This is a genomic window from Dysosmobacter sp. HCP28S3_G4, from assembly GCF_052065175.1.
GTDB lineage: Bacteria > Bacillota > Clostridia > Oscillospirales > Oscillospiraceae > Oscillibacter.
In genome coordinates this window covers 1-22,683 of record NZ_JBQHUP010000003.1, presented here as the reverse complement: position 1 = coordinate 22,683, position 22,683 = coordinate 1, and the positions used below count along the sequence as shown (strand labels likewise).

19 protein-coding genes and 3 pseudogenes are annotated in these 22,683 nt (G+C 62.9%); 6 read left to right on the top strand and 16 right to left on the bottom strand.

Annotated elements, in window-relative coordinates:
- The first annotated feature begins 88 nt into the window (after window positions 1-88).
- Both ACTNBU_RS01505 and ACTNBU_RS01500 read left to right on the top strand, forming a co-directional pair.
- Window positions 89-712 carry a TetR/AcrR family transcriptional regulator gene (locus ACTNBU_RS01505; RefSeq protein ID WP_441030005.1) on the top strand — a complete coding sequence of 208 codons (624 nt, stop codon included), beginning with the start codon at window positions 89-91 and terminating at the stop codon, window positions 710-712.
- Window positions 705-2,096: an MATE family efflux transporter gene (locus tag ACTNBU_RS01500; RefSeq protein WP_441030003.1), complete on the top strand. Its 1,392-nt coding sequence runs from the start codon at window positions 705-707 to the stop codon at window positions 2,094-2,096. Before ACTNBU_RS01505 ends, ACTNBU_RS01500 begins: the two co-directional genes overlap by 8 nt.
- Window positions 2,097-2,194: 98 nt before the next feature.
- Here the strand turns inward: ACTNBU_RS01500 and ACTNBU_RS01495 are convergent, their stop codons facing one another.
- The 4 genes from ACTNBU_RS01495 to ACTNBU_RS01480 all read right to left on the bottom strand — a co-directional run bounded on the left by ACTNBU_RS01495 (window position 2,195) and on the right by ACTNBU_RS01480 (window position 5,684).
- The gene (locus ACTNBU_RS01495; protein WP_441030001.1) at window positions 2,195-3,271 is read right to left on the bottom strand and encodes a hypothetical protein; all 1,077 of its coding nucleotides are present in this window, start codon (window positions 3,269-3,271) and stop codon (window positions 2,195-2,197) included.
- Window positions 3,272-3,407: 136 nt separating this feature from the next.
- Window positions 3,408-3,689 (bottom strand): Dabb family protein, encoded by a 282-nt coding sequence (locus ACTNBU_RS01490; RefSeq protein ID WP_441029999.1) that lies wholly within the window; start codon window positions 3,687-3,689, stop codon window positions 3,408-3,410.
- Window positions 3,686-4,888, bottom strand: a complete 1,203-nt coding sequence (locus tag ACTNBU_RS01485; RefSeq protein WP_441029997.1) for a pyridoxal phosphate-dependent aminotransferase — start codon at window positions 4,886-4,888, stop codon at window positions 3,686-3,688. Before ACTNBU_RS01485 ends, ACTNBU_RS01490 begins: the two co-directional genes overlap by 4 nt.
- A gap of 433 nt (window positions 4,889-5,321) precedes the next feature.
- Window positions 5,322-5,684, bottom strand: coding sequence for a winged helix-turn-helix transcriptional regulator (locus ACTNBU_RS01480; protein WP_441029995.1), 363 nt, complete (start codon window positions 5,682-5,684; stop codon window positions 5,322-5,324).
- Between the two features lie 111 nt (window positions 5,685-5,795).
- Between ACTNBU_RS01480 and ACTNBU_RS01475 the strand changes: the two genes are divergently transcribed.
- Window positions 5,796-6,302, top strand: a complete 507-nt coding sequence (locus ACTNBU_RS01475) for a flavodoxin family protein (RefSeq protein WP_441029993.1) — start codon at window positions 5,796-5,798, stop codon at window positions 6,300-6,302.
- A gap of 216 nt (window positions 6,303-6,518) precedes the next feature.
- On the opposite strand, the gene ACTNBU_RS01470 is transcribed toward ACTNBU_RS01475, so the two are convergent.
- The 7 genes from ACTNBU_RS01470 to ACTNBU_RS01440 form a co-directional block, all read right to left on the bottom strand.
- Window positions 6,519-9,161, bottom strand: a complete 2,643-nt coding sequence (locus ACTNBU_RS01470; RefSeq protein WP_441029991.1) for a DNA translocase FtsK — start codon at window positions 9,159-9,161, stop codon at window positions 6,519-6,521.
- 250 nt (window positions 9,162-9,411) lie between these two features.
- Window positions 9,412-10,245: an undecaprenyl-diphosphate phosphatase gene (locus tag ACTNBU_RS01465; RefSeq protein WP_441029989.1), complete on the bottom strand. Its 834-nt coding sequence runs from the start codon at window positions 10,243-10,245 to the stop codon at window positions 9,412-9,414.
- Window positions 10,246-10,396: 151 nt separating this feature from the next.
- Window positions 10,397-11,083: a ribonuclease III gene (gene rnc, locus ACTNBU_RS01460; RefSeq protein WP_441029987.1), complete on the bottom strand. Its 687-nt coding sequence runs from the start codon at window positions 11,081-11,083 to the stop codon at window positions 10,397-10,399.
- 243 nt (window positions 11,084-11,326) lie between these two features.
- The gene (gene acpP, locus ACTNBU_RS01455; RefSeq protein WP_441029985.1) at window positions 11,327-11,575 is read right to left on the bottom strand and encodes an acyl carrier protein; all 249 of its coding nucleotides are present in this window, start codon (window positions 11,573-11,575) and stop codon (window positions 11,327-11,329) included.
- A 113-nt stretch (window positions 11,576-11,688) separates the two neighbouring features.
- Window positions 11,689-12,723 carry a phosphate acyltransferase PlsX gene (gene plsX / locus ACTNBU_RS01450; protein WP_441029983.1) on the bottom strand — a complete coding sequence of 345 codons (1,035 nt, stop codon included), beginning with the start codon at window positions 12,721-12,723 and terminating at the stop codon, window positions 11,689-11,691.
- Window positions 12,720-14,030, bottom strand: a complete 1,311-nt coding sequence (trmFO, locus tag ACTNBU_RS01445) for a methylenetetrahydrofolate--tRNA-(uracil(54)-C(5))-methyltransferase (FADH(2)-oxidizing) TrmFO (RefSeq protein WP_441029981.1) — start codon at window positions 14,028-14,030, stop codon at window positions 12,720-12,722. The genes plsX and trmFO overlap by 4 nt, the downstream gene beginning before the upstream one ends.
- A gap of 4 nt (window positions 14,031-14,034) precedes the next feature.
- Window positions 14,035-14,247, bottom strand: coding sequence for a helix-turn-helix domain-containing protein (locus ACTNBU_RS01440; RefSeq protein ID WP_441029979.1), 213 nt, complete (start codon window positions 14,245-14,247; stop codon window positions 14,035-14,037).
- A gap of 77 nt (window positions 14,248-14,324) precedes the next feature.
- Between ACTNBU_RS01440 and ACTNBU_RS01435 the strand changes: the two genes are divergently transcribed.
- Window positions 14,325-14,570, top strand: a complete 246-nt coding sequence (locus ACTNBU_RS01435; protein ID WP_441029977.1) for a hypothetical protein — start codon at window positions 14,325-14,327, stop codon at window positions 14,568-14,570.
- On the opposite strand, the gene topA is transcribed toward ACTNBU_RS01435, so the two are convergent.
- The 5 genes and pseudogenes from topA to ACTNBU_RS01410 all read right to left on the bottom strand — a co-directional run.
- Complete coding sequence (gene topA, locus ACTNBU_RS01430; RefSeq protein WP_441029975.1) at window positions 14,567-16,963, bottom strand: type I DNA topoisomerase; 2,397 nt, start codon at window positions 16,961-16,963, stop codon at window positions 14,567-14,569. The two genes, ACTNBU_RS01435 and topA, sit on opposite strands and share 4 nt — an antisense overlap.
- 57 nt (window positions 16,964-17,020) lie before the next feature.
- Window positions 17,021-18,211: a DNA-processing protein DprA gene (gene dprA, locus ACTNBU_RS01425; RefSeq protein ID WP_441029973.1), complete on the bottom strand. Its 1,191-nt coding sequence runs from the start codon at window positions 18,209-18,211 to the stop codon at window positions 17,021-17,023.
- A gap of 28 nt (window positions 18,212-18,239) precedes the next feature.
- Window positions 18,240-19,022 carry a TrmH family RNA methyltransferase gene (locus ACTNBU_RS01420; RefSeq protein WP_441029971.1) on the bottom strand — a complete coding sequence of 261 codons (783 nt, stop codon included), beginning with the start codon at window positions 19,020-19,022 and terminating at the stop codon, window positions 18,240-18,242.
- Window positions 19,023-19,358: 336 nt separating this feature from the next.
- A complete protein-coding gene (locus ACTNBU_RS01415) occupies window positions 19,359-21,530 on the bottom strand; it encodes an S-layer homology domain-containing protein (RefSeq protein WP_441029969.1) in 2,172 nt (723 codons plus the stop codon).
- A 398-nt stretch (window positions 21,531-21,928) separates the two neighbouring features.
- Window positions 21,929-22,096 (bottom strand): annotated as a pseudogene (locus ACTNBU_RS01410) (site-specific integrase); the annotation flags it as partial.
- A 256-nt stretch (window positions 22,097-22,352) separates the two neighbouring features.
- Between ACTNBU_RS01410 and ACTNBU_RS01405 the strand changes: the two are divergent.
- Both ACTNBU_RS01405 and ACTNBU_RS01400 read left to right on the top strand, forming a co-directional pair.
- Window positions 22,353-22,517, top strand: a pseudogene (locus ACTNBU_RS01405) (phage antirepressor KilAC domain-containing protein); the annotation flags it as partial.
- A gap of 42 nt (window positions 22,518-22,559) precedes the next feature.
- A pseudogene (locus tag ACTNBU_RS01400) lies at window positions 22,560-22,683 on the top strand (transposase); the annotation flags it as partial.

The following is a 22,683-nucleotide window of genomic DNA, read 5'->3' as shown; positions in this document are numbered from 1 at the left end:
GGAAACCGGGCAGAAAAATATTGACCACCCAGTCAATTTGTGCTATTATCATAAATCGACCGGGTGGTCAATATTTAGAGGTGATGGAATGAAACGGGAAGAAAAGAATCAGCAGACGCGGCGGCGGATCATGGACAGCGCTCTGGCGGAATTCTCCGCCCAGGGGTACGGCGCCAGCTCCATCAACCATGTCTGCACCGACGATCTCTCAAAAGGGATCATTTACCACTATTTTGACACCAAGGACGATCTGTTTCTGGCCTGCGTGGGGGAGTGCTTCGATCTGCTCACCGGCTTTATCCGGACCCATATGCAGCCGGAGCAGGGCACCGCTGAGGAACAGCTGGAGCGGTATTTCACGGCCCGCATGGTGTTTTTCCGGGAGCATCCGGTCTATCAGCGGATCTTCTGCGAGGCGGTCATCACGCCGCCCGCCCATCTGCGCACCGGGATCCAGAAGCGAAAACAGGAATTTGACGCCCTGAACGCGCAGATCCTGGAGCGTCTGCTGGCCCCCGTCTCCCTGCGTCCCAATATCACGAAAGCGGACGTCATCGAGACCTTCCGGCAGTTTCAGGATTTCATTAACGCCCGCCATCAGATGACGGGGACCGACCCATTGGAATTTGAAGCCAGAGAACAGAGCTGCCGTCAGGCATTGAACATCCTGCTCTATGGCGTGATCGCAGGAGAGGAGCATGGAAATGTCTGAGAAAGAAACCAAAACGCAATCCATTCTGGGGGACATGCGTCCCTCCAAGGCCATCGTCCGGCTGGCCGTTCCGGCCACGCTGGCGCTGCTGGCCAAGGCCGTCTACAACCTGGTGGACACCGCGTACATCGGGATGCTGGACTCCGACATCGCCCTGACGGCGGTGGGCGTCACCGTCCCCCTGCTGCTGATCATGGTGTCCATCGAAAACATCTTTGCCGCCGGCGCCGCCGTTCTGGCGGGCCGTCAGCTGGGGGCCAAGGACCCTGAGGGCGCCAGCCGCACCATTACCACCATCATCGGCATCTCCATGCTCATCGGCATTCTGCTGTGCGTGGGCGGCATCGTCTTCATGGAACCGCTGATGCGGGCCTTCGGCGCCTCGGACGCCTCCCTGCCCCTGGCGGAGGACTACGCTTTCTGGATGTTCGTGGCCGCCCTGGCCAATCTGCCCGCCCAGAGCATGAACTGCGCCGCCAGAGCCGAGTCCTCCGTGCGGATCTCCTCTATCGCGGTCATCACCGGCGCCCTGCTGAACATCGCCCTGGACCCTGTATTCATGTTCAGCTGGGGCTTGAACATGGGCGTGGCAGGCGCCTCCCTGGCCACCACTGTCTCCCAGTTCGTCACCTTCTTCATTCTGGTCTGGTTCTATGCCAGCGGCCGGTCCATTATCAAGATCCGGGTCCGGGCGTTCCGGCCCAGCTGGGATCTGATGAAGACCGTCACCCTCATCGGCATCCCCACAGCGGTCATCCAGATCTGCCTGTCGGTGGCCTCCTCCCTCACCAACATCGCCGCCGCGTCCCTCCCTCAGTCCGATGAGATCATCGCCGCCTACGGCGTGGTCCAGCGGCTGGTCCTCATCGGCTGCTATGTGGTCATGGGCTTTATGCAGGGCTATCAGCCGGTGGCCTCCTACGCCTTCGGCGCCAGGGACGAGGACCGGTTCCATCAGTCGGTGCGCTTCGCGCTGAAGGGCTCTCTGCTGCTGACGGTGCTGGTTGCAGCGGTCTATATCCTGCTGTCGAAGCCGCTGATCCTGCTGTTCAACCGCAATCCGGTCATCGTGGACTACGGCAGACGGCTGCTGATCTCCCAGATGATCCTGTATCCCGCCTTCGGTCTGTGCTACATGATGACCATCACCTATCAGACCATCGGCTCCTCCCGGTACGGACTGTTCCTGTCCCTGATCCGGCAGGGCCTGTTCTACGTTCCCTTCATCATGACGCTGCCCAAACTGCTGGGCGTCACCGGCATCTATTTCTCCCAGCCCGCCGCCGATATCCTGACGGTCCTTGTGTGCGTGCTGTCCGTCAGGTCCATGAAGGCCACGGCGTCGAAAAACATGAACGCCCTCCCGAAAGACGGGCGGGGATAAGGCGCTTCCGTGCCGATTCGCATGAAAAGGGTCCGCCCTCCGGCGGACCCTTTTCGGCATTCTTTCTTCTTCCAAGCAACAAGGAATCCGTACCCGTGCTACCGCATACTGCTCTGCCACGCCAGCAGCCGGGCCGTCTCTAGGGCCGCCAGTGTCCGGACGCCGTCGAAGTCCACGTAGGGATGGTACAGCGCCTCCAGGGCGTCGTGGGCCTCCTTGGCCTCCCCCAGTGCTGCCACGGCCTCCTGCCGCAGCAGCCGGGCCATACGGCTCTCGAACCGGACCCGGGCACGGTTCTCCGGCTGGGCCATGGCGTCCAGCCGCAGGCGGCGGTACGCCTTGCCGGGCCACTCCATGCCGGGGTGGGACGTGACAAAGGCCAGCCCCAATCCGGGGATCAGCAGGTGTTCCAGACGGTCCGGCTCCTCCGGTGCCGGACAGGCCACCGTGTTCCAGCCCCGCTCCGCCGCCGTCTCCCGCAGATATTCCAGCGTACCTCCCGCCAGACCGCAGCTGTCCGCCAGCTCGTAGACCCGGGGACATAGGGCCTCCACCGTGTCGAAGCGCCAGACGGGCCCTTGATGGGTCATGGTGCCCAGGAACCGCAGGGCGGTGGTTCCCGCTTCCGTTCCCCGCTGCCGCAGCTCCCGGCGGGCGATGCCCTCCACCCGCCGCTCCAGCCGCGCCCAGTCCACGGTCCGGCGGACAGCGGACGCCGTGTCCAGTTCCACCTGCCGGGCGGCCTTCAGGGCGTGGAAGGCCCGGCCATAGGCCGACGCCTCGCCGTCCGTGAGACGGATGACCTCGTCCCTGGCGGCTTTCGCGGCAGTGATGTCGCACAGCCGCCCCAGATCCAGACACCGCTGCACCGCCAGGGGGTACCGGGGCTCCAGGAGGTGGGGCGCCGTACCGTCCGTCAGGGCGCAGCGCAGCTCCGGCAGGAAGACGCCGTCCAGTGACTCCGGCGCGCCGGCGCAGTGGATGTACTCCACTGCCGTGCCCACAGCCTCCATGGCCTCCCCCACCAGCTTCAGGAACGTGGACTTCCCTGTTCCCGGCGGCCCCTTCAGAATCACCATGTCGTACAGCGTCCGATCCTCCGTCAGCTGTCCGAACAGGCTCTGGTATCCATTGCCGCTGTTGGCGCCCAAAAAGAAATGTACCGTGTTTGTCATACGGACCCCTCCGCTTTCAATTTTCACTATCAAACTATGTGGAAAGGGCCTGACCGGTCCGGAAAGTTTTCTGTTTTCCGTGAAAACGCCCCGGAGCCATGCGGCTCCGGGGCGTCTGTTATATTCTGGTCTGATCTTAAAACTCGTAGTCCACGGCCACCCGGTCCTCCCGGATGGACTTGCACAGGGCGGAGACCGCCTTGTGGCGGGGATCGTTCTTGTAGGCGTCCAGGTCCTCCAGAGACGCGAACTCCGACACCAGCACGGCGTCATAGTTGCCGGGGGCCACGTTGACAGCCACCTCGGACTTCAGCAGCTGGGGAATGACCCCCTGCAAATTCCGGAGGCCCGTCAGGAACTCCTCCTGCTCCTTTTCCGTGCCGGGACGGAACTTCCACATGACGATATGACGAATCATTTTCCAAAACTCCTTCCTTGATATGCCCGGATACCCAGGGCCAGCAGGTCCATGGCCCGCTCCAGGTCGGCCTGCTTCAATACGTACGCGATGCGGATCTCATCCTTTCCCTTGCCGGGGGTGCCGTAGAACTGCTCGCCGGGGGCAAACATCACGGTGTCGCCGTTGTCCTCGAAGTCCGTCAGCAGCCACTTCTGGAAGTCGTCGGCGTTGTCCACGGGGATCTTGGCCATCAGATAGAAGGCGCCCTCCGGACACTTGCACACCACGCCGGGGATCTGGGCCAGCTTCTCCATCACCGTATCGCGGCGGCGATGATACTCCTCCTTCTGGGCGGCGAAATAGGCCGGTCCCGCGGAGTACAGGGCGGCGGCGCCCAGCTGATCCAGGGTGGAGCAGCACAGACGGCCCTGGCAGACCTTCATGGCCTGGCCCATCAGCTCCTTGTTTCGGGAGATCAGGGCGCCGATGCGGGCGCCGCAGGCGGAGAAGCGCTTGGAGATGGAGTCGATGATGACCACGTTCTGGGCCACATCCGGGAACTCCGCCAGGCTGACGATCTTCTCATCGCCGTAGACGAACTCCCGGTACACCTCGTCGGCGATGACAAACAGATCATGGTCCCGGGCCACGTCGGCGATCATCCGGGTGGATTCCGGCGACAGGATGGCGCCGGTGGGGTTGCCGGGATTGGTGATGAGGATGGCCTTGGTCCTGGGGGTGATCTCCGCCTCGATGCGGTCCCGGTCGCCATAGAAGAAGCCCTCCTCGGCGGAGGTGGGGATGGGGTGGACCACGCCGCCCGCCAGACGGGTAAAGGTGTTGTAGTTGGGGTAGAAGGGCTCGGGGATCAACACCTCGTCCCCCTCGTCCAGAATGCACTGAAGGACGATCTGCAGGGCCTCGCTGCCGCCGTTGGTGGCCAGGATGTCCCCGGTGTCCAGTTCGATGCCCAGGCTCCTGTAATACCCCCGGACAGACTCCACGTAGGCCGGGATGCCCGCGGAGGGCGCGTAGGCCAGCACGGGGTCCTTGAAATTCTGGATGGCCGTGAAGAACTCCTTGGGCGTCTCAATGTCCGGCTGTCCGATGTTCAGGTGATAGATCTTCCGGCCGCGGGCCTCTGCCTCCACGGCATAGGGATGGAATTTACGGATGGGAGACAGGTTGCAGCTCTCGATCTTTCTGGAAAAGCGCATGGAAATAACCTCCTTGATGGATTGTGAATGCCCCGTGACCGGCGGCCACCGCGGGGCAGAACAGCAGTATCAAAATTCGTCCGCAGAGGGATAAAAAACCGCCCCTGACCTGTGTCAGGGGCGGAAAATACTTTCTCCACGGTACCACCCTGATCTGTCCCTCCTCCCGGAAGGGACATCTCATGTCATCCGCTATCGGGGATGAACCGTCCCGCTCGTCGCGGGCCGCTCAAAAGTGGCTGCTCTCTGGCGTGGGCTGAGGGCTTGCACCAATCCCCTCTCGCTGGAGCCGGTTTCAGAAAGCTGGCTTTGTCACTGCGTTGATTAGTTCTATTATACGGATTTGGCCGGATTTGTCAAGACGGGAATCTGTCGGAGTACGCCGTCTCTCCGCCGGTGAAAAAACATGCTCCGGTCCCGCGGGAACAGGCAGTCATTCCTTCAGGTATGCCTCCCCCCACCTGGCCAGTTCAAAAAACACCGGCAGCAGCGCCCTGCCCTGCTCTGCCAGCGAATACTCCACGTGGGGCGGGATCTCATTGAACTGTTCCCGGCGGACGATCCCCAGGTCCTCCAGCTTCCGCAGCGTTTTGGTCAGCATGGTATTCGTAATGCGGGGAAGCGCCTTTTTCAGCTCTCCGAACCGGCAGGACGGTTTTTTGCACAGTTCGTATATGATATGGGTCCTCCACTTCCCGCTGAGCAGCTCCAGGGTGCGCCGCATGGGGCAGTCGTCCCGCACATCATCCGACAGCACTCTGTGCAGATATTCCTCCGCTGTCATGTCCTTTTTCATAGGCCTCTCCAGTACACTCAAACATACCAAGTACATTCAAATTGCGTACTTGTACATGGTTTTCAGATACAGTATATTGGATATATGATGATAAAGCAAGGAGAAATCAGTATGAAAACAGCAGTGATCTATTACTCCGCCCACCATGGCAATACAAAAAAAGTACTGGACGCCATTGCCCGGCGCTTCCACATCACCCTCATCGACGCAGTCAAAACCGACACCGCCGACCTTGCGGGATATGACCTGATCGGTTTCGCCTCCGGCATCTATTACTCCAAATTCCACAAGTGCGTCCTGCAGTTCGCGGAGAGAAACCTCCCTGCCGGAAAGAAGGTCTTCTTCCTCTACACCTGCGGCGTTGAGAAAAAAGGGTACACCGAGGCCATCGCAAAAGCCGTCAAAGACAAAAAGGCCGTCATTCTGGGGAAATACGGCTGTCTGGGCTTCAACACCTTCGGCCCCTTCAAACTCATCGGCGGCATCGCCAAGGGACGGCCCGATGAGGAGGATCTCGACAATGCGGTCCGGTTCTACGCAGACATCGCTGCAGCGACGGATCCGGGAAAACCATATGGCAGAGCCCCGCGGGATCTCCCGCGGGGCTCTGTTTCGTGATCTTCCGGTTTTTCAGCCGTCTGATACGGCTCTTTTATCCTGCGTGGCCTCCGCTTTTTCACTGGAGTGCCGCCCCTTTCCAATATATTTCAGCCTGCCGGAAAGCCAGACTTTTCGGCAGGCTGTTCGATGGGTTCAGACGGATGGGAGCGGAAAAAATTTTCCCGTCTCCGCAATGTTTCCGGGGCGGGACGATTCCCGGAGCCGCTTCCCCGCTTATTCCCCGTCCATTCCGGCGTCGGCAGGGGGCTGAGCAGACATGATGTCGCCCATCTTCATCTCCTCCCACTTCTCCTTGGTGATGAGGAGCTGCCTGGGCTTGGAGCCCTCAAAGGGTCCTACGATGCCCCGCTCCTCCATCTGGTCCACCAGACGGGCGGCCCGGGAGTAGCCCAGCTTCAGGCGCCGCTGGAGCATGGACACGGAGGCCTGTCCCGTCTCCAGCACCACATCCACGGCGGCGGGCAGCAGCTCGTCGCCCTCGTCGGCGGAGACATCCTGGGACGCGGCAGCTGCGCCGCCGCCCTTTCCGCCCTTTTCCTTCTCCTGGACGGATTCCTCGATCTTGGCGATGACCTCGTCGTCGTACTGCGTCTCGCCGTTCTGCTTGACGAAAGCCACCACCTGCTCGATCTCCTCCGGGGAGATGAAGCAGCCCTGGACGCGGATGGGCTTTCCGGCGCCCAGCGGGGCGTAGAGCATGTCGCCCTTGCCCACCAGCTTCTCCGCGCCGGTGGTATCCAGAATGATGCGGGACTCCAGAGAAGACGCCACGGCGAAGGCGATGCGGGAGGGGATGTTGGCCTTCATCAGGCCGGTGATCACGTCGGAAGAGGGCCGCTGGGTGGCGATGACCAGATGGACGCCGGCGGCGCGGCCCATCTGGGCCACCCGGCAGATGGACTCCTCCACCTCTTTCGCCGCCACCAGCATCAGGTCCGCCAGCTCGTCGATGACCACCACCACGGAGGGCATGTGCTCCAACTCGTCGGTGGTCTTGGCCAGGGCGTTGTAGCCCGCCAGGTCCTTGACGTTGTGTTCCGAGAACAGCTTATAGCGCTTCATCATCTCGTACACCGCCCACTGGAGGGCGCCGGCAGCTTTTTTCGGGTCCGTCACCACCGGGATCAGCAGGTGGGGGATGCCGTTATAGGGCGCCAGCTCTACCATTTTGGGGTCCACCATGATGAACCGCACGTCCTCCGGGGAGGACTTGTAGATCAGGCTGACGATGAGGGAGTTGGTACAGACAGATTTGCCGGAGCCGGTGGTACCGGCGATGAGCACATGGGGAAGCTTGCCGATGTTGCCCACCACGCAGCTGCCGCTGATGTCCTTGCCCACGGCGAAGGCCACGTTGGACTTGTGCTCCGTGAAGGCCCGGGACTCGATGACGTCCCGGATCAGCACCGGCGTCACCTGCTTGTTGGGCACCTCAATGCCCACCACGGAGATCTTGTCCGGAATGGGGGCGATGCGGACGCCGGTGGCGCCCAGCGCCAGGGCGATGTCGTCTGCCAGATTGGTGATCTTGCTGAGTTTGACGCCCTGGTCCAGCACGAACTCATACCGGGTGACGGAGGGGCCGTGGATCACCTCGCCCGCCGTGGCGTCCACGCCGAAGCTGGCCAGCGTCTCCGCCAGACGGCGGGAGTTGTTCCGCAGTTCAGCCCCCGCCTCAGCGTAGTTGCCGCCCCGGTTCTCGCTCAGCAGCGTGATGGGGGGATACTGATAGACCTCGTCCCCTTCCATGGCCGCCTTCTGTTCGATCTCCTCCGTGACGGCGGCGGTGGCGGCCGCCAGCTCGGCGGCGTTCTTCTTTTTGCTCTCGGCAGGTGCCTGAACAGCAGGCGCTGCCGCCGGGATGGCCGGTGCCGGTGCCGGTGTGCGCTGCTCCATGGCTGGGACAGGCTCCTCCGCCGCGGTGGGCGGCGCCTTCGTGATGGTGGACGCCCGGACCACAATGGGCGCTTCCTCAGCCGGAGCGGCCGGTGCAGCAGGAGCGGTGACAGGAGGCACCGCCGGCGTCTCCGACAGGACCTGATCCGGAGTGCGCATCTGCTCGGATTTATGGCGGAAGAAGCCGGTGAACAGGCCCGGCTTTTTGGCAGGCGCTGCGGGCTCCTCCCCGTCCAGGGGGATGTCGATGACGGGCTTGGGCTTGTTGGTCTGGGCGGGCCGCTTGGGCTCCTCAATGGGCACCATGCGGATGGCGGGCTCGGCGGGATAGTCCGGCTCCTCCTCATAACGGGGACGGTTCCGGCTCTTTTCGATGATGGCCCCCACCGTCAGCCGCAGCGCCACCATAGCCAGCACCGCGAACAGCGCCGTGAAGAGGATGATGGAGGCGATCTTGGAGAACACCGCCACGGAGCCCTCCGCCAGAAGCCCGGCCAGTGCGCCGCCGCTCTCCATGGCGACGCCGTCGGACCACAGGTATGTCAGGATGGTGGGCGAGGCAGAGTAGGTCTCTCCGCACAGTACCATGTGTCCCAGTGCGCCGAACAGCACCGGCAGCATCAGGGAGCAGGTCACCCGCAGCGTCACAGGCCGTCCGTGGTGGAACAGCAGGATCATGGCCGACAGCAGCAGCGCTGGCCCCGCCAGCCAATAGCCGTAGCCCAGAAGCCCCTTCAGCAGCATGGCGAACCAGTCGATGAACAGCGCGGAAATCCCAAAGTAACTCACGCCCACGCAGAGGGTCAGCACCAGTAGCACAATGCCCCATACCTCCCGGCGGATGGGCCGCTTCTCCGGCTGGGTATTCTTCCCGCTCCGGGAGCCGCCGCGGCTGGAACCTTTGGCGGATGTGGATGTGGTCTTTTTCGTTGTGGTCTTTTTGGAAGTGGTCGTTGCCACAGTGATACCTCCATCTTCAGTGATGCGTTGTGGATGTTATCCGGAGCGCAGATCCGGCAGGAAAATCCGGCCCGCGTCTCAGCCCAGGATGTTCAGGACCAGCGTCAGTGCGCCGATGGCCCAGCAGTAATACGCGAACCAGCCGAATTTCTTCGCGTGGACCTTCGGTCCATGGGAAGCGCCGGATTCTGTCACGCCGCTGCCGCGGTGGGCACGCCTTTGGCGTGCCTGGGAAAATCCGGCCCGTGTCTCAGCCCAGGATGTTCAATCCCAGCGTCAGCGCGCCGATGGCCCAGCAGTAATACGCGAACCAGCCGAATTTTCCCTTGTCCGCGATCATCTTCAGCAGGCGGATGCAGAAGTAGCCGGAGACGGCCGCTACCACAACGCCCACGATGTAAACAGGCACGTCGGCCCAGATGATGCCCGTCTCCACCGCGTCCTTCAGGCTCAGGATGTTGGCGCCCAGAACGGCGGGAATGGACATCAGGAAGGAGTAGCGCACGGCGAATTTGCGGTCAAAGCCGCGGAAGCAGCCGGCGGTGATGGTGGTGCCGGAGCGGGAGATGCCGGGGCAGGTGGCCACGGCCTGTGCCACGCCCACCAGCAGAACGTCCAGCATGGTGGCGTTCCGCTCCGTCTTGCGTCCCTTCCGGACCCGGTCGCTGGCATACAGCAGGCAGCCGGTGAACAGCAGCGCCGCGCCCACAAACAGCAGATTGTCGGACAGGCCCTCGATGGTGTCCTTGATGGGCAGGATGGCAAACAGCGGCAGCGTGCCCACGATAATCAGCAGGATCAGCCGCCGGGCCGGAGGCACCGGCGCAGGGGTGGTTCCGTGGATCAGATCGCCCACGCCCCGGAAGAACTCCACGATCATATCCCGGATCTCTCCCCAATAGGCGATGAACACCGCCACCAGCGTGCCCAGATGCAGCAGCACGTCGAAAAACGCCGGGATATCCGCCGCGTGGAAGGAGCTCAGCAGACGCTCCGCGATGGCCAGATGGCCGGAGCTGGAGATGGGCAGAAATTCGGCCAGTCCCTGGACCAGCCCTAAAACAATGGATGACAACAGAGACACAGTCTCACGCTCCTAATTTCGTATACTTGCTCCCGGCAGGCCAAGAGTAGTTTCAGTATAGCACGGTTCCATGTCAAATTCCAGTGCTATTTCCGCGGACGCCCAGGACGGCAAAAAAAGAGGGCCGCCCCAAGGACGGTCCTCCTCTTTGTCAATTCTTTCCCGTCAGCTTTGCCAGCGCCGCACCGGCGGCGTCCTGCTCCGCTTCCTTCTTACTGTGACCGGTGCCGGTGCCAATGAGCTCGCCGTTCAGCAGCACCTCCGCCACGAAAGTCTTGTTGTGATCCGGACCGGTCTCCCCCGCCATGCGGTAGGTCAGGTCCTGGTTGGCCTGGCGCTGGACCAGCTCCTGCAGCGCCGTCTTGTAGTCCTTCCGGCGCTCCTCCACGGTCTCCTCCTTCTCCGCCTCCAGCAGGACGCGGTGGATCAGGGACGACGCGGCGGCCATGCCGCCATCCAGATACACGGCGGCGAACACCGCCTCCGTGGCGTCCGCCAGGATGGATGTCCGGGTGCGGCCGCCGCCGGCCTCTTCGCCCTTGCCCAGCTTCAGGTATTTGCCCAGCTCCAGCTTCTGCGCCACCTCATAGAGGCTCTGTTCGCACACCAGCGCCGCCCGGATGCGGGTCAGGTCGCCCTCCGGCAGGTCCGGATGCTGGATGAACAGAAATTCCGCTGTCACAAAGCCCAGTACGGAGTCCCCCAGAAACTCCAGCCGCTCGTTGCTCCTGATGTGAGCGTTCCGGTGCTCGTTGGCATAGGAGCTGTGATTCAGCGCCTCGCTGAGCAGCTGCCTGTCCCGAAACGTATAATTCAGTTTTTGTTCCAGACCCTCCATGATGCGTCCTTTCTGACAAGGCGCCCCGCGGATGGCGGGACGCCTCTGCAATACCAATTTTTCTCCGGCCCCGGAAAATGCCGGAACATCCGGCGGAGAGGACCGTGCGATCTCGGACATTGCGCCTTTGACAGCAGGCATGATATGCTTCGCCGTCTGTTCCGATGCCCTGTCACGTCCTCCACAGCGGAGGGCAAAACAGAAGGACGCTTCGCCGGCGGCGAAGCGTCCTCCGCCCATAATTCACTCGCTGATCTTTCCGGCAATGCAGCGCACGGCATCGCCCACGGTCCGGATGCCCGACAGTTCCTCTTCCTGGAGTTCACCCACATCGAACTCCTCCTCCATGGCCATGACCAACTCCACCAAGTCCACGGAATCTGCGCCCAGATCATCCTCGAACGAGGTGCTCATGGTGACTTCCTCCGGCTCCTTGGCGAACTGCTCCGCCACCAGTTCCTGCATTGTCTGAAATACTTCCTCGATTGACATGTGCTCTGTTCACTCCTTAACGGGATCATTGGATTTCTCAGGGGCATTTTCCAATGCCGCCTTCCCTATTGACGGTATCATACGGCAATCTCCGCCGCGCTGTCAATAGGGAATCAGGCTTTTTCCGAAGAAGTCGTCACTTTCATGTATTCGATATTGGCCTCGATGTCCTGGATGAAGCCGCTGGCCGCAAAGTTCCGGGCCTGCCGGACGGCGTTGTAAATGGCTCTGGCGTCCGAGGAGCCGTGGGCCTTGATCACCGGCTTGGAGATGCCCAGGAAGGGCGTGCCGCCGATCTCGCTGGGGTCCATCAGCTTCTTGAAATCATCCAGATCGTTCTTCACCAGCAGCGCCGCCAGTTTGGTCTTCGTGCCGGACAGGAACAGCTTCTTCAGTTCCTTGCTCAGGAACTTGGCGGTGCCCTCCATGCTCTTGAGCATGACGTTTCCGGTGAAGCCGTCGGCCACCACCACGTCCGCGCCGCCCAGCATGGCGTCCGTGGCCTCGATGTTGCCGGTGAAATTCACCCGTCCCGCCTCACCGGCGGCCTTCAGCACGGCGTAGGCCTCATGGCGCAGGGCGTCGCCCTTCTCTTCCTCGGCGCCGATGTTCAGCAGTGCCACCCGGGGATTCTCAATGCCCATCATCCGCTTGGCGTAGAAGCTGCCCAGATAGGCGAACTGCAGCAGATACTCCGCCGTACACTCGGCGTTGGCGCCGCAGTCGCACAGCACGAAGTGGCCGTCCAGGCAGGGCACCTGGGGGGCCATGGCCGCCCGGCGGATGCCCCGGATGCGCTTGGCCACCAGCGTGGCGCCGGACAGCAGCGCGCCGGTGGAACCGGCGGAGACGAAGGCGTCTCCAGCGCCGTCCCGCAGCAGGTTCAGGCCCACCGTCAGGGAGGAGTCCTTCTTCTGCTTGAAGGCGAAGGCCGGATCATCGGCGATCTCCACCACCTGCGTGGCGTTGTGGATCTCCACACCGGCGGGCAGCGTCTTCTCGCCGCAGGCCTCCACGGCCCGGAGGATCTCCTCCGTCCGGCCCACCAGCAGGACATTCACGCCCAGACCCTTGGCCGCGTCCAGCGCGCCCTGTACGATAGCCTGGGGGGCGTTGTCGCCGCCCATGGCATCTACGATGATCTTCATGGCAGTATTTCCTCCTTCAATCCGTCGATGATAGCCAGCGCCCGGGCCGACAGCTCGGCGTTTTTATTTCTCTTTCCCTTCACCCGGTGATCCAGAGGCGGGATGATGCCGAAGTTGATGTTCATGGGCTGGAACACCGTCACCGACCGGTTGGAGATATACAGCCCGAGAGCGCCGATGGCCGTCTCCCGGGGGAAGTCCACCGGCGGCCGGCCCAGCAGCCGCCGGGCCGTCTCCACGCCCACCAGGAAGCCGCTGGCGGCGGACTCCACGTAGCCCTCCACGCCGGTCATCTGCCCGGCGAAGGAGATGCGGGGGTCGCTTTTCAGCCGGTAGTACCGGTCCAGCAGCCGGGGGGAGTCCAGGAAGGTGTTGCGGTGCATGACGCCGTAGCGCAGGAACTCCGCGTCGTGGAGGGCGGGGATCATGGAGAACACCCGCCGCTGCTCCGGGAACCGCAGATGGGTCTGGAAGCCCACCAGATTGTACACGGTGCCGTCGGAATTGTCCCGGCGGAGCTGCACCACGGCGTAGGGCTCCTTCCCCGTCCGGGGGTCCTTCAATCCCCGGGGCTTCAGGGGGCCGTAGCACAGGGTGTCGTGGCCACGGCGGGCCATCACCTCCACGGGCATGCAGCCCTCGAAGACCATCTTGTCCTCAAAGCCGTGGACCTCCGCCTCCTGGGCGGTGGTCAGGGCGTTCCAGAAGGCGTCGTACTCCGCCTCCGTCATGGGGCAGTTGACATAATCCGCCGTCCCACGGTCGTAGCGGGAGCCCATCCACGCCTTGTCCATGTCCACGCTGGCGGCGGACACCAGAGGCGCCGCCGCGTCGTAGAAGTGGAGGGCCGTCTCCTCTCCCAGCAGGGACTGGAGCCTGTCCGCCAGGGCGTCGGAGGTCAGGGGGCCGGAGGCCACCACCACGTCGCCCTCCGCCGGGATGTCCGTCACCTCGCCCTCCGTCACGGTGATGTTGGGATGGGAGCGGATCTTCTCCGTCACCATTCTGGCAAAGCCGTGGCGGTCCACCGCCAGGGCGCCGCCGGCCTCCACGCGGGTGGCGTCGGCGCAGGACAGGATCAGACTGTCCAGACGGCGCAGCTCCTCCTTCAGCAGCCCCACGGCGTTCTCCAGCTGGTCGGAGCGCAGGGAGTTGGAGCAGCACAGCTCCGCGAAGTCGTCGGTGACATGGGCGGGCGTGCGCTTCCGGGGCTTCATCTCCCGCAGATCCACCTGAATGCCCCGCTGTGCCAGCTGCCAGGCGCATTCGCTGCCCGCCAATCCGGCGCCGATCACTGTCACTTTCATCCCTTCAATCCCTCCTGTCGCTGCGTCCCAGCAGATAGTCCGTGGTCACGCCGAAGTAGTCCGCGATTCTGATGAGTCCGGCCACGTCGGGATAGTTGATCCCGCCCTCGTAATTCTGATACTGCCGGACACTGATCTCAAAAATCGCGGCTATTTCCACTTGTGTCTTCTTTTTCTCTTTGCGCAGTTCCTTGATCCGTTGTGCAAAAATTTTCATACGGCTCCTCTTGACACGCAGTTTAACTTCGTGTATCATAAACACGAAGTTAAACTGCGATATTTGGAGATGGTTTTATGACCGGCACCATGCAGGCCCTCTACAATTATACCCTGGAAAACCGCTTTACCGCCTTTCTGACGGGCCGCGATTACGCTGAGGCGGACTCCCTGGCGGAGGCGCTTCTGAACGCCCTCCAGGGGGAGCTGCCCCAGCCCCAGCGGGAACGGCTGGACAGGCTCTCCGACGCCCTGATGGAGCAGCGGGACCTGGAGCTGGAGGCCATGTTTCAGGCCGCCTGGTCCGTGGCCCGGGAGGTTTAGCTCTCCGTCTTCTCCGCAGCCTTCTTGGCGGCGGTCTTCTTTACGGCCACGGTCTTTTTGACAGTTGTTGCTTTTTTGGCATCGGTCGTCTTTTTCGCCGCAGACGTTGCAGACGTTTTGGTCGCCGTCTTTTTGGCCGCGGTCTTCTTTGCCGTGGGCTTTTTGGCCTGCTTCGGCTCCTCCGCTGTCTCCTCCGCCGGGGCGGCCGCCTGTTCCGCGGGGGCCTCTCCCTGATCCTCCGCCGTCTTCCGGGGCGGATAGCCCCGTTTGTCCTCCGGCAGGAAGTTGGCGCACTCCGGATTGATGCAGAAGGGCTTCTTGAAGCCCTTGCCCGCCCGCTTGAACATGGTGTGGCCGCAGACGGGGCAGTCGTCCTTGGTGGGGACGTCCCAGCTGAGGAAGTCGCACTTGGTCTCCTCGTTCCGGCTGCTGCGGTTCTCACAGCAGTAGTAGGCGTACTGCTTGCCGGTCTTCTTGCTGGTGCCGGTGCGCTTCATGATCCGTCCGCCGCACTTGGGGCAGCGGCCCGGCATCTCCACCACCAGCGGCATGGTGAAGCTGCACTCCGGATAGCCGGGGCAGGCCAGGAAGCGGCCGAACCGGCCGGACTTCACCACCAGATTCCGCCCGCACTCCGGGCAGATCTCCTCGCTGACCTCGTCGGGCACCTTGATGCGGACGCCCTCCAGATCCTTCTCCGCCTGCTTGAGATCCCGGTCGAACTCCCCGTAGAAGTCCCGCAGGACCTCCTTCCAGGGGGTGTCTCCCGTCTCCACGGCGTCCAGGCGGCCCTCCATGTTGGCGGTGAACTTCATGTCCGCGATGTCCGGGAATTTGTCCCGCATCAGGGACGTGACCACACGGCCCAGGTTGGTGATCTTCAGGTATTTGCCCTCTTTGAGGACGTACTCCCGGTCCAGAATGGTGGACACGGTGGGGGCGTAGGTGGAGGGGCGGCCGATGCCCTGCTCCTCCATGGCGCGGATGAGGGTGGCGTCGGTATAGTGAGCGGGGGGCTGGGTGAAGTGCTGGTCCCGGCTGAATTCCCGGAGGGTCAGCACCTCGCCCTCCTGGAGATTGGGCAGCGGGGACTCCTTCTCCTCCTTCTCCTCGTCCTTTCCCTCCTCATAGACGGCGGTGTAGCCGGCGAATTTCAGGCTGGAGGAGCTGGCCCGGAAGCTGTGGCCCGCGGCGTCGATCTCCACGGAGACGCTGTCGTACACGGCGTTGGCCATCTGGCAGGCCACAAAGCGGCTCCATACCAGCCGGTACAGGCGGTACTGCTCGCCGGTGAGGGACTTCTTCACCATCTCCGGTGTCAGCTCCACGTTGCTGGGGCGGATGGCCTCGTGGGCGTCCTGGGCGTTGGCCTTGGCCTTGTAGTGATGGGGCTGGGCCGGGCAGTAGCCCTGGCCGTAGCGGCTGGAGATGAAGCTCCGGGCGGCGGCGATGGCCTCCTCGCTGAGGCGCAGCGAGTCGGTACGCATATAGGTGATCAGGCCCACGGTGCCCTCGCCCTCGATGTCCACGCCCTCGTACAGCTGCTGGGCGATGGCCATGGTGCGCCGGGGCGTCATGCTCAGCTTTCTGGACGCCTCCTGCTGCATGGTGGAGGTGGTGAAGGGCGGAGAGGGGCTGCGCTGCTTATCCGTCCGCTTTACGGACTTGACGGCGAACACGGCGTTCTCCGTCTCCCGGACCACGGCGTCCACGTCCTCCGCGGACTTCAGCTCCGCCTTTTTGCCGTCCTTTCCGTGGTAGTGGGCGGAGAACACGGACTTTTTGGCGTCGTCGCCCTGAAGGCTGGCGTCCAGCGTCCAGTACTCCTGGGGCTGGAACTCCTCGATCTCCCGCTCCCGGTCGTCCACCATGCGGGTGGCCACGGACTGGACCCGTCCGGCGGACAGGCCCCGGCGGATCTTCTTCCACAGCAGCGGGGACAGCTCGTAGCCCACGATGCGGTCCAGGATGCGCCGGGCCTGCTGGGCGTCCACCAGGTTCTGGTCGATGGCACGGGGCTCCTGGATGCTCTCCTGCACCACCTTCTTGGTGATCTCGTTGAAGGTCACCCGGCGGCACTTCTCATCCGGCAGATCCAGCAGGGCCTTCAGGTGCCAGGAAATGGCCTCTCCCTCCCGGTCCGGGTCGGTGGCCAGATAGACGATGTCGGCGGACTTGGCGGACTTCTTCAGATCGCTGATGATGTCCTCCTTGCCCTTGATGGGCTTGTAGACCGGCTCGAAATCGTGTTCCAGATCCACGCCCAGCGTGCTTTTCGGCAGATCCCGCAGGTGGCCCATGCAGGCCTTCACCTCAAAGTCCTTCCCCAGATACTTCCCGATGGTTTTGGCTTTCGCGGGAGACTCCACGATCACCAAACTGTGCTTTGCCATAGTTACCTCCAAAGTCAGAAGGGAGACCGGGGTCTCCCTCTGATACTAATCTGATTCTCAGTCTGCCAGTTCCACGTTCCGGATATACCGTCCGCCGGGGAGCTGGGTCACATAGCCCTCGATCTCCAGGATGGTCAGGGCCGACAGCATCCGCCGGGCGGTGATGCCCGCGGCGTCGGTGAGATCGTCCGTCAGCATGGGCTCCTCTGTCAGCGTCCGCAGAACGGCGATCTGATCGTCCGTCAGGCCCGCGCCGTCGCCGGACAGGCTCAGCAGCGGCGGCAGCTTCTTCGCCGGAGCCTGTTCCTCCCGGCCCCGGTAGCCCCGGACCGTCTCCGGCTCCCGCCGGGCGGGATCCCGGCGCAGTTTGCCCGGATAACGGCCCTCGTAGTCCCGCAGGATATCCCAGCCCTCGGCGGCAAGGCCCGCGCCGTCCCGCAGCAGCCGGTTGCAGCCCACGCTGTTTGGCGCGTCGATGGGGCCGGGGACGGCGTAGACGTCTCTCCCCTGCTCCAGCGCCGTGGAGGCGGTGATGAGGGCGCCGCTCTCCTCCGGGGCCTCCACCACCAGCGTGGCCAGGGACAGTCCGGAGATGATGCGGTTGCGGACGGGAAAATGCTGCCGCTCCGGCTCCGTGCCGGGGGGATACTCGGAGATCAGGGCGCCGGCCGCCGCCACGTCCTCATAGAGATAGCCGTTCTCCTTCGGATAGACCACGTCCACTCCGCAGCCCAGCACGCCGATGACCCGTCCTCCGGCGCGGAGGGCGCCCTTGGCCGCCGCGGAGTCGATGCCCCGGGCCAGACCCGTCACCACCAGTGCGCCGCCTGCGGCCAGCTGTCCGCTGAGCTTGTTGGCAGCAGACATGCCGTAGGGCGTGCACTTCCGGGTGCCCACCACCGCCACGGCCACTTCCTCATCCACCACGGGCAGCTGCCCACGGACGTAGAGGACGGCGGGCGGATCATAAATGTTCTTCAGGCGATGGGGATAGTCCGCGTCCTGAATGGTGAGGATGCGGATGTGCAGGCGGCGGCAGTCCTCCAGGATCTGCTCCGCCCGTTCCAGGCTTTTGTCCTTCAGGCAGCCGGCCTGCTCCCGGGTGATGCCCCTGGTCAGCAGTACCTCCTCCGGCGCGGCGAAATACGCCTTCTCCGGGGAGCCGAAGGACTCCAGCAGCGCCGTGCGGGTCTGACGCCGCAGGCCCGGCAGCTCCGCCAGCCACAGCCAGTATTTCAGTGACGCCATTGTCTCCCCCGCCTCTCTGATAATGTTCTCAGCTTCTGCTGAGGGCGTCTCCCCGGGCCATCTCCCACAGCAGCGCCGCCGCGGCAGCCGCCGCGTTCAGCGACTCGCAGTGGACGCTCATGGGGATCTTCACTGTCCGGGTACACACGTCCAGCAACGCCTGGGACAGGCCCTGTCCCTCGCTGCCGATGGCCACGGCGGCCCGGCTGTAATCCACGTCCCGGGCATCCCGGGTGTCCTCCCGCAGGGCCGCGCCGTACAGGGGGATATCGCTGGCCTCCAGCAGTTCCTTCAGCCGCTTTGGCTCGCAGGTCCACACCGGGCAGCGGAACACCGCGCCCATGGAGGCCCGCACCGTCTTGGGGCCGTAGATGTCCGCGCAGGCGTTCAGCAGAAACACGCCGTCCGCCCAGAAGGCGTCCGCCGTCCGCAGGATGGTCCCCACATTGCCCGGGTCCTGCACGCCGTCCAGCACCACATAGTGCTTGCCGTCCAGCCGTTCCGGCAGCTCCGCCGGCGGCATGGCGCACACCGTCAGCACCCCCTGGGGGGTCTTGGCCGGGGACACGGACTCCATGACGGACACCGGCACCTCTACCAGCCGGATGCCCTCCGGCAGCTCCCCCGGAAGCTCCGCGTCCTCTGTAAAGACCACCGTCCGCAGCGAGTCCGCCTTCCACAGTAGGGCCTCCCGCAGCAGCTTCGGGCTGTCGCACAAAAATTCTCCGCACTGGCGGCGGTATGACGCCGAAGCGGCCAGCCTGCGTAGATGGGTACACAGGGAATTCTGCCGGCTGGTAATTCGCTCCATTCCAATTTCTCCCTTATGTCTTTCTTCTCTCTGATTTCTCTCATGTCCACCCTTCCCGCTCAATGGACGGCGAAGGGCATTCCAGCCGTCCCCCCGACGGATGGCGGAGAGACGGCGGAAGATACTTTCTTATAATAAGTGTATCCCTGCGTCTTGTCAAGCCGAAGGTTTTGATTTTTATGTCGGCTGTACGGAGACAATCCGAAAACAGGGACCGGGCCCGGAGGTTGGAAGGGATCTCCTTCCGCCGCCCGCACTGCGCTCGGGAAGACCGGACAGCATAAATGCCGCCCGGTCTTCCCGAGTTTTCCGCAGAACGGTATTTGAAGTCGGCCGTCAGCGGCTCATCAGATTGCAGAGCATCACCGCTGCCTGGGCCCGGGTGGCACTGGCGTTGGGCCGGAACCGGCCCGCGGTGTCGCCGGACACCACGCCCAGTCCCTGGGCCAGGGCCACATAGCCGTAATCCGCTCTGGGGATGCTGGCGTCGTCGGTGAACTTCGTGCGGAAGATGCCCTCCAGCCGGGCGATGGGACCGTAGCCCACGGCGTCCAGAATGCAGCGCACCGTCTCCGTGCGGGTCAGGACCCGGCCGTCCGCCCGGTCCTCCCGTCGCAGCAGGCCCAGACTGATGGCGTACTCGTACAGCTCATCCGCCGCGCCCTCCCGGGTGCCGTCGTACAGGTAGCCCTCCGTGCTGGCCAGCAGGGCCATCAGGTCCAGCTGGGTCAGGGCCTTGTCGGGCTGGAAGCTGCCGCCGGTGTAGCCCACGCCGTATTTCGCCAGCTTCCCGATCTTCTCCCCAGCCCAGTGACCGGAGAGGTCATCGTAGGTGATGCCCTGGTCCTCCGGTGTCCAGCGGGGCCGGACGGGCTGTCCGGTCTTGGCGTCGATGCCCAGCAGATAGTCCTGCCGCTCCAGCCGGTAGCCCAACACCAGCTTATAGAGATAGGAGACGCCGTAATCCGCCAGCGGCTGGTACTCCGGCTTGGAGTAGTCCACCGCCGCGGGGACCATCACGTATTCCAGCTGCACGGTATACGTATCCAGCCACGCGTCCAGCGCCTGGTCCGCCGTGAGGATGCCCGCCGGGCTGTCGAAGGTCACGGCGTCATCGAACTGCTTTTCATACAGGCTGATGGAGCCGTCGGTGGCGTCCACCCCCACCTGGATGCTGTTCTCCGGGAAGAAGTACCCGTTGACCTTCTGTGCAAAAGTAAAGGAGTGGGAGACGGTGCGCTGTCCCTCCAGCGCGTCGTTGTCTCCGTAGAGTGCCGTCCCGCCGAACTGCCGGCCGCACTGATCCTTCAAAAACGCCTGGGCGGTAGTCAGGGCGGTGTCCCGGGAAACAGTGCGCTCCACGGCTTCCTCCGGCATCCACGCGGAGCTGTAGACCCGGATCAGCTCGCCGGTCCTGGCGTCCAGCGTCACCGTGCGCCGCCAGGAGGTGCCGTTCACCTGCCGTCCATAGCGCAGCGCGGCGGTCACCTGGGTCTCTCCGCTCTCATCGCTGTCCCGCGCCACGGTGTAGTCCGCGCCGGAGAGGGTGTACTGCTCCAGTCCCAGGGCGGAGATGGCCCGGGCCCTGGCGTCCAGATCGTCCCGGCTCAGGACGCCCTTCAGCTTCTCCGCCCCCTGCTGCTCCGCCTGGGACAGGGAGCCCGCCGCGGGAGCCTCTCCGGCATCCTCCGCGGCCGCCGCGGCGTTCGCGCCGTACGTGCCTCCCTTTTCCACATCCCGGGACAGCTCCGTCAGGTTCACCAGCTCGCCGGTGGCGGCGTCCACGTAGTATTCGTCGTCGGACTCCGGCAGATACCGCAGCACCGCCTGCTTGCCGCCGTCCTGGGGCAGCACGTACTCCAGACGCAGCGTCAGGGTGTCCCGCAGGGCCGTGCGGGCCTGCGCCTGGGTGATCTTGGCTTTGGCCGAGGGCACGCCGCCCATGACGGTGCCGTTGAGATCGTCCCGGGAGAAGGAGGTGACCACGTTGTCCTCACACCGGACGGCGATGGAATAGGACAGCCCGGCGGGCAGTCCATTCAGCAGGATCTCCCCGTAAAAGCGGTAGGAGGACGCCCCCAGACGCACTGTCCGCTCCTTCATGGTGGCAGTCTCGCCGCCGGTCAGCACCCGGTCCAGGAACCGCTGTGCCGCCGCTTTGGCCGCGGCCTGATCCCCCGCCGGGAAGGAGGGCGCGAAGGCGCCGGTCCCCCAGGTCTGCGCCTCCTCATTATATAAATGGTAGCTGAGGATCTTTCCGTCCTCCGACGCGGAGATGGACAGGGCGCCGTCATCCCCGGTCCACTCCAGATACCAGGAGGGCGCCAGAATATCCTCTGACAGGTCGCCGTAGAACGTTGGATACTTCTCCGTGTCCAGGTCCAGTGTCTCCTTCACCTTCGCGGTGACGGCGGCCAGCCGGTCGTCCGCCGACTGGGCGGCGGCAGGCACCGTCAAAGCGCAGAGCAGCGCCATCGACAGGAACAGGGCGAGCAGTCTTTTCTTCATGTTGCAGGAACCCCTTTCGTTTGATCTCGCACGGCGGTCTTCATATTCCTTTAGACGGAAAGCAAGACAAAAAGTTCCGGTGTTTCCATTTTATTTCAAAAATTTTCTTATGTCAAAGCCCGCGTTCCCGGGGGTACATTGGCCGGAGACGGGAGAAAAAGCGGACCCGTGATCCGCAGATCACGGGTCCGTCTGCACTTTGACAGAAACGCCAGGTCCTATCGCTCAGTCCAAAGGCTTCATGGTGGGGAAATCCTCCCTTTTAGTATATAACTCATTATAACCCTACATAACCCTATTTTCAAAAGGTTTAATTCTCTTCGGATTTATGTAAGCCTACCCCACTCTACAAAAATCTACGATACTAGTCGTAAATTTGTCGTAACCAGTCGTAACCTTCAAACGGCATTATACAGATGATGGAAATAGGAGTCAAGAGAATTCATTTCGGAGCATTTCAATTCACGAGTCGCATCTGCATAAATGTTCATAGTGGTCTCTGCATCAGCATGACCTAAGATGTCTTGCATTGCCTTAACATTTATATCCGCTTCGCACATTTGAGTGGCAAACGTATGCCCTTACGGTATAATTACGACAAACCGGAAAAGCCCCGTAGAATCAAGGGTTTTGAGGTTTTCAGTCTGGTTTTTTCATCCTTTTCCAAACCGAAAAATCATACTGAAATAAGTGGCCACTTCCCCGGAGACGCTGCTGAAGCTCTGCTCCGAACTGTTAGCTGAGCGTGAAGAAAATGCGGTGCTGCGGGAGGAAAACGCTCTGTTGGAAGGCAAGGCCGCCTTTTTTGACCTGTTCATCGACATGAAGCAGAGCACCAATCTCCGCACCACCGCCAAAGAGCTGGTTGTGCCGGAGCGCCGTTTTGTCCGGTTCCTGCTGGAACAGCGGTTTGTCTATCGCACGGCATCCGGGAATGTACTTCCCTATGCAAAGCCCTCCAACGACGGCCTGTTCTGTGTCAAAGACTACTGCAACCACGGACACATCGGCTCCTACACGCTGGTAACGCCCCAGGGCAAGCTGTATCCGTTTGTGTTTATGGATGCCATTCACTACAAAGTGCGGGAGGACCGGCGGTACGTGACCAAAGCAGCCTATGTGGTGCTGGGTGTCACCATGGATGGAAGGAAGG